This is a genomic window from Pseudomonas sp. Pseusp18, from assembly GCF_059506005.1.
Genome location: NZ_CP169240.1, coordinates 2,467,814 through 2,483,894, shown reverse-complemented (window position 1 = coordinate 2,483,894; position 16,081 = coordinate 2,467,814). Strand labels below are relative to the sequence as shown.

At 56.4% G+C, this 16,081-nt stretch carries 15 protein-coding genes; 3 read left to right on the top strand and 12 right to left on the bottom strand.

The window, feature by feature from the left end; genetic code table 11:
- Positions 1-27: 27 nt before the first annotated feature.
- The 6 genes from ACEN9A_RS11255 to ACEN9A_RS11230 form a co-directional block, all read right to left on the bottom strand.
- Positions 28-1,059, bottom strand: coding sequence for a 2Fe-2S iron-sulfur cluster-binding protein (locus tag ACEN9A_RS11255; RefSeq protein WP_413386703.1), 1,032 nt, complete (start codon positions 1,057-1,059; stop codon positions 28-30).
- A 16-nt stretch (positions 1,060-1,075) separates the two neighbouring features.
- Positions 1,076-1,825: an SDR family oxidoreductase gene (locus ACEN9A_RS11250; protein ID WP_495688584.1), complete on the bottom strand. Its 750-nt coding sequence runs from the start codon at positions 1,823-1,825 to the stop codon at positions 1,076-1,078.
- 181 nt (positions 1,826-2,006) lie between these two features.
- Complete coding sequence (locus ACEN9A_RS11245) at positions 2,007-2,861, bottom strand: SDR family NAD(P)-dependent oxidoreductase (protein ID WP_413386706.1); 855 nt, start codon at positions 2,859-2,861, stop codon at positions 2,007-2,009.
- Positions 2,854-4,563: an FAD-dependent oxidoreductase gene (locus ACEN9A_RS11240; protein ID WP_413386708.1), complete on the bottom strand. Its 1,710-nt coding sequence runs from the start codon at positions 4,561-4,563 to the stop codon at positions 2,854-2,856. Before ACEN9A_RS11240 ends, ACEN9A_RS11245 begins: the two co-directional genes overlap by 8 nt.
- Before the next feature lie 51 nt (positions 4,564-4,614).
- Complete coding sequence (locus ACEN9A_RS11235; RefSeq protein WP_413386710.1) at positions 4,615-5,817, bottom strand: acyl-CoA dehydrogenase family protein; 1,203 nt, start codon at positions 5,815-5,817, stop codon at positions 4,615-4,617.
- Positions 5,818-6,011: 194 nt separating this feature from the next.
- Positions 6,012-7,130 carry a 3-ketosteroid-9-alpha-monooxygenase, oxygenase component gene (locus ACEN9A_RS11230; protein ID WP_413386712.1) on the bottom strand — a complete coding sequence of 373 codons (1,119 nt, stop codon included), beginning with the start codon at positions 7,128-7,130 and terminating at the stop codon, positions 6,012-6,014.
- A gap of 225 nt (positions 7,131-7,355) precedes the next feature.
- On the opposite strand from ACEN9A_RS11230, the gene ACEN9A_RS11225 reads away from it, so the two are divergent.
- Both ACEN9A_RS11225 and lipP1 read left to right on the top strand, forming a co-directional pair.
- Positions 7,356-8,156, top strand: coding sequence for an SDR family NAD(P)-dependent oxidoreductase (locus ACEN9A_RS11225; protein WP_413386714.1), 801 nt, complete (start codon positions 7,356-7,358; stop codon positions 8,154-8,156).
- Between the two features lie 28 nt (positions 8,157-8,184).
- Positions 8,185-9,129, top strand: a complete 945-nt coding sequence (lipP1, locus tag ACEN9A_RS11220; RefSeq protein ID WP_495688583.1) for a LipP1 family hormone-sensitive lipase — start codon at positions 8,185-8,187, stop codon at positions 9,127-9,129.
- Positions 9,130-9,185: 56 nt separating this feature from the next.
- On the opposite strand, the gene ACEN9A_RS11215 is transcribed toward lipP1, so the two are convergent.
- From ACEN9A_RS11215 to ACEN9A_RS11190, 6 genes are all read right to left on the bottom strand, one after another.
- On the bottom strand, positions 9,186-10,394 hold the full coding sequence (locus ACEN9A_RS11215) for an MFS transporter (protein WP_413386718.1): 1,209 nt from the start codon (positions 10,392-10,394) through the stop codon (positions 9,186-9,188).
- A 67-nt stretch (positions 10,395-10,461) separates the two neighbouring features.
- Positions 10,462-10,884, bottom strand: coding sequence for a MaoC/PaaZ C-terminal domain-containing protein (locus ACEN9A_RS11210; RefSeq protein WP_413386720.1), 423 nt, complete (start codon positions 10,882-10,884; stop codon positions 10,462-10,464).
- A 2-nt stretch (positions 10,885-10,886) separates the two neighbouring features.
- The gene (locus ACEN9A_RS11205; protein WP_413386722.1) at positions 10,887-11,408 is read right to left on the bottom strand and encodes an FAS1-like dehydratase domain-containing protein; all 522 of its coding nucleotides are present in this window, start codon (positions 11,406-11,408) and stop codon (positions 10,887-10,889) included.
- Between the two features lie 2 nt (positions 11,409-11,410).
- Positions 11,411-12,613 (bottom strand): acetyl-CoA C-acyltransferase, encoded by a 1,203-nt coding sequence (locus ACEN9A_RS11200; RefSeq protein WP_413386724.1) that lies wholly within the window; start codon positions 12,611-12,613, stop codon positions 11,411-11,413.
- Positions 12,614-12,712: 99 nt separating this feature from the next.
- Positions 12,713-13,492 (bottom strand): SDR family oxidoreductase, encoded by a 780-nt coding sequence (locus ACEN9A_RS11195; protein ID WP_413386726.1) that lies wholly within the window; start codon positions 13,490-13,492, stop codon positions 12,713-12,715.
- Positions 13,493-13,906: 414 nt separating this feature from the next.
- A complete protein-coding gene (locus ACEN9A_RS11190; RefSeq protein ID WP_413386728.1) occupies positions 13,907-15,091 on the bottom strand; it encodes a serine hydrolase domain-containing protein in 1,185 nt (394 codons plus the stop codon).
- A 64-nt stretch (positions 15,092-15,155) separates the two neighbouring features.
- On the opposite strand from ACEN9A_RS11190, the gene ACEN9A_RS11185 reads away from it, so the two are divergent.
- Positions 15,156-15,785, top strand: coding sequence for a TetR/AcrR family transcriptional regulator (locus ACEN9A_RS11185; RefSeq protein WP_495688587.1), 630 nt, complete (start codon positions 15,156-15,158; stop codon positions 15,783-15,785).
- The last annotated feature ends 296 nt before the right edge of the window (positions 15,786-16,081 follow it).

Genomic DNA, 16,081 nt, shown 5'->3' with positions numbered 1-16,081 from the left:
CCTCAATGTTAAAACGACCCGGGACGATCAATCCGGGAAGCGCAAAGCGATGTGATCGCTGTCGGCAACCGCCTGGCATGCCAACGTCCAGCCTTCAGCCAGCTCGTTTTTGTCCAATACATCATTCACGCGTAAATTCACTTTCCCGCTCTCCAGCGTGCACATGCAGGTAGCGCAGGCGCCGGCGCGACAGGAATAAGGCGCATCGATACCCGCGCGCAGCATGGCGTCGAGCAGAGACTCCTGGTTGGTGCAGGTCAATTGGTGATGTTCACCATCAAGCGTGACGTCAAGACGCGTTTCCTTGACCGGGCCACCGCCTTGGATCGGCGCAACCTCAGTGCCTTCTTCAGGCAAGGACACGAAGCGCTCGACATGGATCCGTGCCTGGGGAAGCTCCAGACCGTGAAGCGCCTCGACCGACGCGTCCATGAAAGGCCCTGGGCCGCAGATAAAACAATTGGCATGGCGCCATGGCCGCGCCAGTTCCGCAAGTTGGGCGACCGAAGGAATACCCTGAACCGAGTCCAGCCAGTGCAGGACTTGCAGACGTGATGGGTGGGCAGCAGCAAGGGTTTTCAACTCATCACGAAAGATGATCGAAGCCTCATCGCGATTGGCATAGATCAAACAGATTCGTCCCGTGCCCGCCACCAACACCGAGCGCAGGATCGACAGCACCGGAGTAATGCCACTGCCCCCACCGAAGAGCAAGAAATCGCCCTCAAATGATTTCGGTGTAAATACGCCTGCAGGTGGCAACACCTGCAATTCATCGCCAGCATTCAAGTTATCGCAGACCCAGTTGGAGCCCCGTCCGTCGCGAACGCGCTTCACGGTGACCCGCATCAAGTCATCGACCAAGGGCGAGCTGGCCAGGGAGTAACAACGGGGCAGGTGTCGCTCGCCAATGGGTAAACGCAATGTGAGGAATTGCCCCGGCCGATAGCGAAAGGTGTCAATCAACGAAGGCGGAACATCGAAAACCAGGGACTTGGCATCCAGCGTTTCTTCAATGACGGTTCGGATACGAAGCGTGTGATAAACCGGGCCGCTCATGTTTTAAATCTCCAGCTCAACCGAGCGCCACCAGGAATGCATTATCGACGCGCATTTCAGCACCATTGATGTATCGCGATTCATCCGAGACGAGGAACACAATCAGATTGGCGATATCCAGCGGTTCACAGAAAGGTGACTTGGGATTATCGGCAAAACTGAGGTCATCATTCCCACTCCAGATGGCCGCCGTCATCGGTGTGCGGACCCCTCCAGGAATGATCGTATTGCAGCGAATTCGATAGCCATGATTGAGACAATGCGCAGCCACATTACGCGTCAGTGCAGCCACGGCCCCCTTGGAAGCCGAGTAGGCGCACATGCCAGGGTGACCCGCAACAGCGGCGGTGGACGCAAGATTGACGATGGCGCCACCCTTCTCACGTAACGCCTGAATGGCGTATTTGCAGCCAAGGAAAGTCCCATCGGCATTGATCGAAAGCGTCCGCCGCCAATCTTGTAGACTGGTCTGCTCGATGTCTCCCGTCGGCAAAATACCGGCATTATTAACGACCGCGTCCAGGTGCCCGAAATGCGCATAAGTCACGGCCACCGCTTGCTCCCAATCGTACTCATCGGCGATGTTCAAACGTACGAACAGCCCAGCCTCACCCAAGCGTTGAACGGTTTCACGACCATTGTGCTCATCGATATCGGCAACGACCACTCGAGCGCCCTGATCTACCAGCGCTTGCGCGGCTGCCTGGCCGACACCACTGGCCGCGCCGGTGATCAATACCACCTTGTCTTGCATGCGATTCTTCAACGCGCGCCCCTTGTTTTTTAATTGTTTCTGGGATGAGTGGATTCTCAGATTCAATACCTCTGGACTCATCGTCCAATAGGACTATCGCCAGTGTTTTATATCTTCGCCGCAAAAAAAACGCCCCTTTGATGGGGCGCGATGATCAATGCATGAAGTGGAGCGATGATCAAAAGAGGTTGCGCTACTCGACTACCGCCGAGGAGAACTCAGGAGGGTCGCCGAGGAACGCACGATGAGATGGAGGCTGCGTGCCACCTTCATCCTGCACACCGTAATCCACTGCCAACTCGGCGGCATAGTAAACCCTCCCCGAACGCAGCTGTCGCTCGCTGTCCAGATACAACGCCGCCACTACCCGTCCAAGAAATTCCGGTGTTTCGCCCATGGCCAGCCAGTCGCCGTACTTCTCTGGCTCCGCTGCACAGACAGCCAGGGTCCGCTCGGTTTTGACCAGACCCGGCCACAGAGACACAACGCTGACTCCAAACGGACGGAAGTCGTGAGCCATATCATGGGACATCTTGTCGGTCGCAGCCTTTGCACCACCATAAGCCGGACCATGCATGTAGCAACGTCCGCCAGCGGAAGAAATATTGACGATCAACCCCTGGGTTTCAAGCAGCAAGGGCGCCGCGTGATAACAGGCGACATACGCCGAATGCATACCGACGCCAAATAATTCGGTCATCGTCAGCGGCTTCTTCCAGAACGGCGCTATATCTGTCAGCTCTGCGGGAATGGCGATAGCACAGTTGACCAGAATATCGAGCCGACCCTGCTCACGCTGAACTCGCTCGAACAAAGCTTGAACCTGATCATCATCGGCATGATCGCAGACCACGGCGATGCCCTGCCCGCCCAACTGGTCGATATCTTCAGCGGTGCGATAAATCGTGCCGGGCAGAGGCGCATCACCCTCGCGCACACTGCGACCCGTCACGTAGACCGTAGCGCCCGCGGCGCCAAGCGCGAGTGCAACGCCACGGCCGACACCACGACTTGCTCCCGTCACCAGGCAAATTTTTCCTTTAAGCATTTTTCTCTCCCGCAAGATGGTTGGCGGCGATGAAACCAAATGTCAATGCAGGCCCTAGCGTGGCCCCCGCTCCGGGATAAGAAGGCCCGGTGACCGACGCCGAGGTATTGCCCGTGGCATAGAGTCCGACGATAGGCTGTCCGGACTCGTTCAACACCCGAGCGAACTCATCGGTCACCAGGCCTCCTTTGGTTCCGATCTCTCCCGCGTCGAGTTTCAATGCGTAGAACGGCGGCTTGAGGATTGGTCCAAGGCACGGATTGGGCTTGACGGTAGGATCACCATAGAACAGGTCGTACTGGTTCCCGCCCTTGGCAAAATCCGTATCGATACCCGTGGCCGCGTAGCGATTGATACGCTGCACGCTGTCCGTCAGACCTGCGGCATCGACACCAATGGCGCCGGCAAGGGATTCAAGGGTTTCTCCGCGGAAGAACACGTTGCCCAGCCAATCACGTGGCAACAGCGCATCAGGCATCACTGAGGCAGAGACCAACGGACCTGCGTTGTACTTACGCCGAAAGTTAGCATCGAAAATCATCCAGGCTGGTAGATTGGCTTTGGTCCTGGCGTGGTCTTCATACATCGCCAGGACGAAATCCAGGTAGTCCTGTGCTTCGTTGGCAAAGCGCTGTCCCAATCGATTGACCACGATACACCCTGGCAAGGCGCGTTCGGAAAACAAGCCGCGCTGTTTTTCCTCGCCAGGCACATGGACAGTAGGCGTCCACCAAGCATGCTGCATCAGATCCACCGCCGCCCCCAACTGTTGGCCAGCCACTATCGCGTCGCCGGTATTGCAGGGCGGCGCTGCCGTCCAATCGGTTTGAGTTGGCTTCGGCAAGTACTGTTCACGCATTTGCTGATTGCGCTCAAAACCACCGGCAGCCAGCACGACGCCCTTGCGAGCACGGATGAACAACTCCCGCCCCTGGTGATTCACCTGTACGCCCACTACACGACCACCCTCCTCGCGCAGGCTTTTCAACGGCGTGTTCAACCAGATAGCAATGTTGCGATCCAACAAAGAACGCAGCAGTGAACCCACCAGTGCATTGCCCATGGTCAACCGACGATCACGCTTGCCGCGAAGCCGTCCAGGCAAATCCAGCCAGTATTTCCAACCCATCTTGAATGCAAGTTTCTTCCAACCTGGTACCCGGGCCAACAGGGTCATGGCCTCAAATGTGGTCATGCCCATGCGCCCAAATATCAACATTGTGGGCGACGTTTCACGCAACCGAGACAATAGCGAACCGAGTGAGCGGCCATCGAAGGCCAAAGGATCGAGGGTCCGGTAGCCAAGCTTGGCCCCCGGTAAATCCTGATAATAATCGGCATAATTCGGCACGGCACGATAACGCATGTGCGTCTTTTCTTCGGCATAACGCAGCATCTGTGACGCCTGATCGACATAGGCACGAATGCGCTCAGACGCCACTTCGCCTTTGGCCGCAGCAATCATGTACGCATTGGCATCTTCTACGCTATCGGTACCGCCGCTGGCGGCAATGTGATCGTTGTTGGGAATCCAGATTCCACCGCCCGACACGGCAGACGTGCCGCCGTATTTGTCGGTTTTTTCGATCACCAGTACCGACAAGCCTAAGTCGTGAGCTCGGGCAGCCGTCAGCATCGCGCCCGCCCCGCTCCCGACCACGACTACATCGTATGCTTCATCCCGGTTTGCTATCGCATTCATGGCCTGATCTTGTCGTTATTATTGGCGAGACTGAAAGCCGCCCAGAGGCGCTTAAACAGTAGTGTCTTTATTCTCAAGACCACAGAGCACCCCACCGAAGTTGCGTCCTACAGGGTCTGCGTAGTTGGCGACGTGTGCTCGTCCCGCATGAATATCTAGGAAGTAGCGCACCACCGGATGGCTTTGATAAAGCCCGGAACCGCCGCAGGCCTTAAGTAGGCGACTAACATGATGTGCGCAGATCTCCGGCGCCTGGGACGATTGAAAGCGATACAGCAGACGGTCTTCGATAGGGGCCGGCTCGCCCTTCTGCGCAGCGCTCATCAGAGCTTCGAAATTGCGAAACAATGTCGTTTTGAGCTGATCAACCGCCGAAGCTGCTTCGCTGGCCACCAATTGAGCCGACGGATCATTGGCCGTCGCACCGAGGAAATTGCGACTGACTTGTACTGCGGCAGTTGCTCGAAAGGCATTGAGCGCGCCTTGCAGACCACCGATACAAGAAGACGACACCGCACGCACAAACACCTGTGCAAAAGGCAGCAAATAGAGCGGCGCATTGTTGATGGCCAAGCCCGGACGGGCCGCTACTGAATCGTCCCGAGTGCGATGGGTTCGATAGTCTGGAACAAAAATATCCTCGACGACAATATCGTGGCTTCCGGTGCCCTTGAGGCCGAAAGTATTCCAGTTATGGACAATTCTGTAGTCACTTTTTGGCAACAAGAAAGTCCGGTATTCAGGCGCATCCCCCTCATTGCTGGGAGGAACCATTGCTCCCAGGAAAATCCACTCGACATGTTCGCAACCGCTGGAGAAACTCCAACGTCCACTCAAACGAAACCCTTTTTCTGCCGGCGTAACTTTACCGACAGGCATATAGGTTGAACCTACCAGAGTGGAAGTATCGCTTCCCCAAACTTCATCCTGGGCACGCTCATCGAACAAGGCCATCTGCCAAGGGTGGACGCCCAGAACGCCGTAGATCCAGGCCGTCGACATGCAGCCCTCGGCCAAGATCATCTGCACCTTGTAAAAGGTCGACGGGGACATTTCATAACCGCCGTAACGTTTGGGTTGCAAGACCCGAAAGAAGCCGGCCTCCAGCATTTCACCAACCGTTTCATCGGGGACCTTACCGTCTCGCTCGGCCTGTTCTGCACGCTCAAGCAACCGCGGCACCATCGCGCGAGCACGTTGTACGAGGTCGTACTCACTCGGGATCGACGTCTTGGGTACGGACTGAATGGACATGCAACTTCTCCCTATAAATCCTGATGGGTCACACCAGAGACTGTGTGCCTTTAACCTATCCTTCCATTCCCACAACCCCCAAGCATCGTCCAAAAAGACTAATGCTCAGCCCCCGCCGTCGGGGTTTCACTAATGAAAAAAGGGCGAACCAGGATCAACCCAGCCCGCCCTTCACTTGCCTTGCCTCTGTCACATCATGCCGTGCGATCGGCGTGTAGTGGTGTGGAATATTGATCCGCGCAATCGTCTTGCTCGAACACATGATGCATCGCGGGCGATGCCACCTTGGTCACGGTTTCGAAGATTTTGCGCTCACCCACATCCGCCGGCAGATCCGCGACGTCGGTATAGAACTGCGAATACCACTTACGTAACTGATAGATCGGGCCGTCGTTTTCACAGAGCATCGGATTGTCGATTCGCACCTTGTTGTCCCAGATCACCTGGTCTTGGGCAAAGGCATCGAACACCGCCTGCGAGTACGCTTCGGCCAATGCTTCGTTCTCGGCGTCGGACATCCCTGGCACACGCTTGACGATCACCCCAAAACGCTGGTGAAAGCTATTGAGATCCCTGGGCACATGTGAATTCAGCAGGATTGACTCGATGGTCATACCGCCCTGTTCGGCGATCATATGGGTAATGTGATAAGCCGGTCCGAAATAGGTGTTGTAGGTACTCAACCCTCCCTCCGTGAGCGTTTCACTCCCACCAATGGTGATTTGGCTGGCCTTGTGCCCTTCGAAAATATTGGCAAAATAATCATTGGGAGCATGGTGGACCGCATTGAAGTGACCTTCGTCCGCCAAATTGTCAACCAGCTCACGGCAGTTGGTGTTGAACAGCCAATATTTGACGCTCCAATCGGTCCACTCATCGGAGAAGCACGCATCAATCCGTGGAATTTCGACTTCTGGCGGCGGTGGGTTGCCCTCCGGGTCGTTGTACACGAACAACAGCAGGTTCTGCTCACGCGTTTGCCAGGTTTTGGTCTTGGCTCTTGGAGGAATTCGCTTGCAGTAAGGAATGCTGTTGCATTTGCCATCCGCCCCCCAACTCCAATGATGGAAAGGACAAACGACGGAGTTGCCTTGCACTTCGCCCATACTCAGATCGGCGCCCATGTGAATGCAATACGCATCGAGTATATGCACATTGCCATCTTCACCCTGGAAGGCCACCAGCTTCGTGCCAAATACATCAAGCTTATGCGGCTTGCCGTCTTTGTAATCCTCCGCCAGCCCTAGGCAATGCCAGCCACGGGCGTAACGCTCCGGGATCGCTTGTGTCTCGATCTTGTGTCCCAGTGCCATTTCTCTCTCCTCAAAACGTAGCGCACGTGGCGCCAAATCCAGCCGGACCACATAAAGCGCGCGCGTCAGGCACGCATCGCACTCAGGTTGTGTTCACGTTAGGCGTCACCTCAGATCAGCACATACCCCATTTGGACGAGTTGTCGGTTAGTCCGTGCGGACGATGCTCCGAAGCCCTCTCCCGCGCTAGAACGGGATTTATTTCGGAATTGGAGCACGATCCCCATGCGCATCTGCACAAACTCGGTTGCTGTTGTGACCGGCGCGGCCAGCGGCATAGGCAAAGGCCTGGCGCTTGCATTGGCCAAGCGCGGCTGTCAGCTGGTGCTGGCGGATATCAACTCGACTGGGCTGGAGCAGGTTCATGCCGAGGTGTGCGCACAGGGCATCACAGCCATGTCTGTCGAAACGGATGTCGCAGAGTCGGCCGCCGTGGAGAACCTGGCCATCAAGGCATTCGAACGCTTTGGTCGCGTCGACCTGCTGATCAACAATGCTGGCGTTCTGAGCAGCGGTGCCAGCTGGGAACTCGACTTGCAAGAATGGAAGCGTGTGCTGGATATCAATCTGTGGAGCGTGATTCACGCCATTAACGCCTTTATCCCGCGCTTGCTCAACCAAACCGGCGGCGCCCATGTCGTGAACATCGCCTCTCTGGCCGGACTTACCAGCGGTGCCTGGGTGGCGCCCTATACCGTGTCCAAGCATGGAGTGATCGCGCTAAGCGAATGTCTGGCGGCGGAGATGGCGACTACAGGCCATCCCATCACTCTCTCGGTTGTCTGCCCTGCTGCCATCAACACAGGTATTGCCCAAGGCCTGAACGGTAATGACTCTGTCCACAGTGGGGAACTGAATGCGCACCTACGTGATTTGATCAGCCATGCCATGTCCCCCGAGATCCTGGCTGAAAAGATTCTCGCCGGGATCGAAGCGCAACGATTCTGGATTTTCCCCCAACAGGAAGTTCGCACAGCGGCCGAGCGCCGACTGCAGCGCATCCTGGCGAGCACCCAGCACGATTGATCAATTCCACAAAACAGGAACAGACTCCATGCCACTTCACCCACAAGCCAAAGCCGCCCTTGAGTTATTGGCCTTGATGCCACCGATAGACTACAGCATGGACGGCGCACAGATACGTGTTGCCTTGGCCCAAATGCCAGCAGGCGAATCCCCCTTCAGTCCCGGCGATGAGGTGCGACGGATTGAAAATCTCAGTATTGAAGGCCCCGGCGGTCAACTGGGTCTGCGCCTGTACTACCCGCATGCCGAAGGTCCGCTACCCATCACCCTTTATCTTCACGGTGGCGGTTTCGTCTTCGGCTCGCCTCAGATGCACGACAACATCTGCCGTTGTCTGGCCAATCGAGCGACAAGCCTGGTTGTCTCGGTCGACTATCGCCTGGCGCCAGAAGCGAAATTTCCGGCTGCCATCGATGATGGCATTGCCGCGCTGAACTGGATCACCACGAACGCCACCTCACTCGGTGGCGATCCAAGTCGCATCGCCATCGCTGGTGACAGTGCAGGAGGAAATCTGGCCACTGTGATCGCCAACATCGACGCACAGAACGCCGCACCGACACTCAGCCATCAAGTGCTGCTGTACCCAGTAACCGACTGCCGCTTCGACAGCCCGTCCTACCAGACACGTGGCCAGGATTACTTTCTTACCAGCGAAATGATGCAGTGGTACTGGAAACAATATCTGCCGGATCAATCGGCGGCGAACGACCCGCACGCCTCACCATTGCGAGCGACACTTTCACCTACAGCAGCGCCAGCCACCGTGATCACCGCCGAGTATGACCCCTTGTGCGATGAGGGCGAGGCGTATGCCAAAGCGCTGATGGCGGCAGGCGTCACTGCTCGCCTTCACCGCTGGAAGGGGCAAATCCATGGTTTCGCCAGCATGCTCGGGGTCATTGATGCGGCCGACGGGGCCTTGAGCGTGGCGGCGAACGCCTTGCAGCTTGCCTTTAAGAAAGCACAATGAAAAATGCCCCAACCTGAATATCAGGCGGGGGCATTTGAGGTTCTCTAACCCAGCACTCAAAGTTCGCTGTTGGAAGGCACCGGCACCGAACTGTCTGCGCGCTTACGTTTGAGCAGCCAAAGCATGATCGCCAGCCCCATGAAGATCAGACCGATACCGAAAAATGCACCATGAATACCGTAAAACGTCCGCAGAGGTCCGACCGCCAGCGGGTTAAGGAATTGTCCAAGGAACACCGCACTCAAGAGCAGTCCAACAGCCCTCGCCCGAACCGGTTCCGGTGCACGGGACAAAATCATCGACACCGTAATCGGCTCCACCAGCCCAGCCCCGATCCCGGTAATCACACAACCCAGAGTTAACCCCAAGACTCCGTGAGCGGTGGCCATAACCAGACTGCCGACACCCAGAGCGAGCGTCGTCAGTACCAACACGGCTCTTGGCTCTAAACGACGGCGCAAGTAACCGAAGCTACCGGCGGCAATCGCAGCCACCAATGAATAGGCCGATAGCACGAGACCTCGAGTCGTCGCGCTTTCTACTCCATCAGCCTCAAGTAGGAATGGCCCCTGAATACCCGGCATGAATAGGCCAATGGTCAACACGATGGTTAGCAAATAAAGCGGCCAAAGGCTGCCCATCGGAAATTTGACGTCGCTAACGATACGCTCTACGGCACTGTGCCTAGCCACTGCAAACCAGCCCAGAAGCACCACGGGCAAACCTAACAAATAGAGTATGAAAGGCCCTCGCCATCCCAATAAGTCCACCAGGTGCCCACCGGCGATCATCGCGACAATAGCCATAAGCGCCGCGCCGGCACCAGCGAAACCAAGTACGCGCTCACGAAGGTGCCCCTGGAAATCCCCCGCCAATGCAAATGAAATGGTTAGTAACCCACCGCCGGCTACACCCAACACTAATCTTGAGCCGATCAACAACCAGGGATCGCTTAACAACATCACACTGGCACCCGAAAGGGTGAACAGAAACAAACAACTGAGCAGTACCGATCGACGCCCGATACGTTCAGCGAGATAGCCCATGAGAGGAGCGGCGAGAATGACCATGACCGCGGGAATCGTCATCACCAGTTGTGCAAAAAGTGCTCCGTCACCTTCGGCGGCGAATTGCACCGCCATGGCCGGTAGCGCGGGTGCCGCCGCCATAGGGATTAGCGCTACCAGCGCAGGGCCGGCCACAACCACACACGCTTTGGCGTTTTCGTTGCGGCCGGTAGCGGCTGCCTTACTGCCGTCGTTCATCATGGTCATCCTTCTTATTCTTGTTTGAGAGTCGGACACTACTTTTTTGCAGGCAAAAAATAACTACTCAAGGCCACTCCAGCCTTATCGCGCCACTGGCATGCACGATTTCATTCCCATATGCGTGCATCTCAATTTCAACCCACCGTATTGGCGTTGCCCCTGAGGCGCTGACAGTACCCTCAATGCGTAACGTGTTTCCGGCATAACACGGAGCACCTAGCCGAATACTCATCTTGCTGAGACGCGCCACGGGTCCAGCCCATTCACTGACGAAGCGTTCGAGATAGGCAGCGCTTGAAAAGATATTCAAGAAAAGCGCTGGATGCCCCAAATTCCGGGCAACATCGAGATCATGATGGATCGGATGAAAATCACGAGTGGCGATGGCACTGGTAATGATGCTGCTGGTCGTTACCTCAGCCCGCAATGTGGGCAACGATTGGCCGACACTAATATCTTCAAAGCGCACAGGCGAATCACTGGTCATGATCACTCCTTCGGCCTATAGCACAACTGGCGGAAGTGAAGGACAGCAACCTTTTCATTGTCCTGAGTAAATACGTCCTGGCGTACAGTGAAGAAGTATCCGTCGCCCAACCCCGTAGTTTTACGATCACTCACCAACACAAGGGTGCTAACGCTATAAAGCCGTTCACCCGCACGAAGGTATCGTACGAACTCCTGATCAACATTGACGCCGACCAGGCCGGTATAGCCTCCCTCACTGAACAGCCGGATAATTTCCGCCGAATCCACTTGCGCCGAGCCTTCCGGCCGCCAGCCAGAAGGGCCTGGCTGAAGCCATACCTGCAACATGCTCGGTGGGGCCAACAACATTCCGTCGCTGCATTCGCCCGCCCCTACCCGATAGCGTGAGTCATTGACACCGTGTGCCTCGCACCAGTGTCGAATCATGCTTGAGTTCACGGGATCGCACGCCAAAACCCGAGCATAAGGCTGATCAAGGCGCGCCTGGATCCGTGATAACCAATCACCGGCTTGAGCGTTCACACTCATAACACCTCGAAAAGCCCGGCGGCTCCCATGCCACCGCCGATACACATGGCCACAACGACATATTTAACGCCGCGACGTCGACCCTCGAGCAAAGCATGGTTGACCATCCGCGTGCCACTCATTCCAAAGGGGTGCCCAATGGCAATAGCTCCACCGTTTACGTTAAGCCTGTCCTGAGGAATACCCAACTGGTCGCGGCTGTAAATCACCTGACAGGCAAATGCCTCGTTGATCTCCCACAATCCAATATCCTTGACCGCCAACCCATGCTGCTTGAGTAGTTTGGGAATAGCATAAACCGGACCGATGCCCATCTCTTCAGGTTTACAGCCCGCTACCGCAAGCCCCAGGTAAGCCCCCAACGGTTGTAATCCCCGGCGTTTTGCTTCAGAAGCACTCATCAGCAAACTGGCCGCAGCTCCGTCGGACAGTTGCGAGGCATTGCCAGCAGTTATGTGCTGTCCTTCAGCAATCCAATTACCCCCCTTCCAAACCGGCTTCAGGTTCGTCAGACTCTCGAGCGTCGTATCGGCCCGATTGCATTCATCCTGGGTCAGCGTAACCAGTTCATGGCCAAGGCTGTTGCCTTCTTTGTCGAACAATTGTTTGGCCGTGGTGATGGGTACGACCTCATCACTGAACAGCCCATCACGCTGAGCAGCTGCGACACGCTGTTGGCTTTGAAGGGAATATTCATCTTGCAAGGCGCGCGGAATCTCATATTTCTTCGCAACGATTTCAGCGGTTTCGATCATCTGAATATAGGCGCTGGGTGCGACCTCCAACACAGCTTTGGACTGGGACCGATAAGTGTTTTTGTGTTTGTTCTGGGTCAGTGAAATGGACTCCAGACCTCCAGCCACCGCAATGTTCAGTTCGCCACACATGATGCCTTTGGCGACAGTTGCGATGCTCATCAATCCCGAAGCGCACATCCTATCCAGCGCCATGCCAGGCACAGCGTCAGGCAGGCCGCCCGTGTAAGCGCACAGCCGCCCCAAGTTGTAACCCTGAGTCCCCTGCTGAGCCGCTACGCCAATGACCACATCATCGACCTCGGACGATTCGATACCTGCCCGTTCAACAACTGCACGCACCACATGACCACCGAGTACTGGTGCTTCAGTGTCATTGAAAGCCCCGCGAAAGGCCTTGCCCATTGCCGTGCGAGCTACGGATACGATGACCGCCTGTTCCATTTGTCACTTCCTATTCTGAAAAGTAGAACCTGGCCCTGATGCTGGCCGAGGGGACCGGCAGGCTCATCGTCCATCGGGACTAGGAAGAAGAATGCTGTTTCATTCTTTGTTCACACTGGCGGCATCAAGAAAGGCAGGACGCTCGCCCCCGCCATGGACCAGCAGGTCTACCCCACTGATGTAGGCAGCCTGTGAAGAAGCCATGAACAAGCAGGCTTCACCGATATCTGAAGGTTGTGCCATACGTCCAAGTGGCACGGTAGCGCACACCGCCGCGATACCAAGATCATCGCCATAATGCAGATGCGATTGCTCGGTTTGCACAAGCCCAGGGCTGACGCAGACCACCCGAACTTTGGGCGCCCATTCCACCGCCAAGGATTTGGTCAAACTGAGCACGCCCGCCTTGGCCGCCGCATAGGTCGCACTACCGGGCCTTGCCGAATAAGCGCCCACGCTACCAATGAACAGAATGACGCCCCCCGTATCCTGATCCTGCATAAGCGCATTGGCCTTTAATGCAGTCAGCAACGGTGCAGTCAGATTCAGACTGATCAAAGATTCGTGGAAGCGCGCTGAGCCGCTGGCCGCAAGAGCAAAAGGAGTGCCACCAGCATTTTTAACCAACACGTCGAGCCGCCCATGATGCTCTTGAATGTGAGAAAACAATCTGTCCAGGTCGGCGCCATCACGCACATCGGCAGGAAAAAACTCCGCCGATCGGCCTTCTACGCCAGGCAACGTCTGCGGGGCATTGCGTCCACACACCACTACCGTGGCACCGGCTTTGAGGAAGCTCTGCGCGATTGCATAGCCAATCCCTTTGGTGCCGCCGGTCACCAGTACCACTTTGTTGGAGAAGGTCTTCTCGACTGTCATACCCGATACTCTATTGAAGTACTTCGGAACCGATCCTAAAGCTCAACAATTCGGATGTCGTAGTCTAAACAGACGATAATGGCGCTGCTGAGAGCAGCAATTATTCAAGCCTTGACCGGTGATGCTTACCATGGTGACGAACGTAAGCAAATCACCACCGGAAAGATCAGGGCAGAGCTCCTTGACTTCAGCTAGCCCTGCTCCCAAGGATCCAAGCGGTTGGCTCAATCCTGCGTCGTCCGGCGCAGCTTGATGTACTAGGCGTGCTTGTAGGTGGCGCTCATCTTGTCGGAATCAGCATGAGAAGCTGGGCCTCCACCCATCCTTTCAGAGATCAGATATCATCCAGAGCCGTCGAAGTCGTAGCCCTTATTCCATGGCTCCAAGATATACGCTCGGCGGCGTCAACCTTGGTTAAGAGCCTGAATACACCGGTTGTTCTACGGAATTGGGGGAACCGGCATGACCATAGATCGCATCCCGGAGATCATTGACGAATTGCCCGACCATCCCCTCGAAGGCAGTGTTGGTCAGAGCCACCACAGACAATTGGTTTACAGGATCGATGAACCAAGTGTGGCCATAGACTCCGCCCCATTGCAGCGTGCCTTTTGCTTGCGGTGTGGAGGCAAGCCTTGGATCGGACAGAACGGCCCAGCCATAGCCGAAACCCCACCCGGGGCCTTGCGTCGCGGCTTGAGGTCCGACTTGGTCGCGCATCATGATCGCGACCGTTTCAGACTTCAGGATCGGTGCGCCGCCGTTTCGGATCGCTTCAAGGAAAATCAGGATATCGTCTGCGGTGCCAGCCATGCCAGCGCCACCTGAAGCATAGGATTCGGGATTGAGAATACGGTCGGGGGCGAAGCGGACTGCTCCCTGCCAAAGCGGCACCGCCACGGTACCTGCCATGCGCTCCGGCGAACCCGGTGCCTGTGCATAGGCGGCAGCTAATCGTTCCGGATCAGTGACGACGAAGCCAGTGTCGGAAAGGCCGAGCGGTTCCGTTACATGTTCAAGCACGATCTCCGGTAGCGATTTGCTCGCTGCCGCCTCCAGCACTGCACCGAGGACGTCAAGACCGAGCGAATAACGCCACGCCGTCCCCGGCGGGTAGGCAAGCGGCGCCTCACCGAGCCTGCGAAGATTTTCGTCAAGCGCAAGACCGGGCTGGTCGAGACCATCGGAGATATCGAGCCGATGATAGGTGCTGCCTTCCGCTTCGGAGAACCTGTAACCCAAACCGGAAGTATGTGCCAAGAGTTGATGCAAAGTGATCTCTGGGCGGGAGCCATCACCAAGCGCCGGGCGGAAGTCCGGCAGCCATCGGGTAACGGGCTGATCGAGCGCGATGACGCCAAGTTCAACGAAGCGCATCGCGGCTGCCGCCACAAAGGGCTTGGTGATAGACGAAAGCCGGAAAATCGCATCCTCCTGCATCACCTGCCCAGCTTCTCGGTCCATAAAACCAGCGGCGCGCCGATAGACGGTTTCACCATTTCTAGCGACGACCACCACCGTCCCGACTAGACGATTATCGGCGATCGCGCTATCGATTGCCGCGTCCACCCGGGATGCGAGGGAATTGTGCAGACTCATTGGGAAATTCCTGTATTGTCACCATGACCGCTCCATATTAACCCACATCAAATATATTTCTAGAGTGATCGATGTGAAAAATGAAACTTCTGCCCCCCGTCGCCGCGGCCGCCCTCCCGCCTTCTGTCGGGACGATGTTCTGGCCAAGGCTGCTGAATGCTTCTGGCGTCGGGGCTATGAGGGAACGTCGATCGTGGATCTGACGACAGCGATGGGGATTACGCCGCAGAGCCTTTACTCTGCGTTCGGTTCCAAGGCGGATCTCTACCGAGAAACGCTCAAATGGTATGGTGCGGCTTTCGCGACATTGACAGAGGAAAGCTTGGAACGGCCTGATACCATCGTGACACTAAGCGCTTGGGTGAAAACGCAGGCGATGCTTTTCACCGATCTGACGCATCCACGCGGCTGCATGATCTCAACGGCTGTCTTGGGCTGTGCGGCAGAGAATGATCAGGTTGCGAATATGGTAGCCAATTTGCGCGAGACAACGATTTTTCGCCTGCAGAAGCGGTTACAGCGGGCTAAAGTCGAGGGCGAACTCAGATCTAACGCTGACCCTGCCGCCCTCGCTCGTTTCGTGGGCGCGATCATCCAAGGCATGTCTGTTCAGGCCCGTGATGGGGCAAGCAGAGCGGAGCTTATGGCGATTGCCAGACTAGCTGAAGAGGAACTGCTTCGATACTGTGCCTGAATCGACCCATACGAGCCCAAGACACCGGTGCCGTCTGTTAGGGATTTTCAGGCGGCAGCAGGGACGATAGGGCAACCAAAATGATCTTGTCCCGGTAGCGGTGTTCCGAGCCTAGAACGAGTAACGAACAACTCAGGCTCATCTGCCGCGGGTGTACTGGGAAATTTGGCAAGTTCACTGACGCTTTCGGTGAGTCGACTCCTGGCGATGGTCTTCGACGAGGCCGAATACCGAAAAGCCGACTTGATCTGCTAGAACGATTTCGGTGAGCTCGGTAATGCGCAGGGCCGCTTATA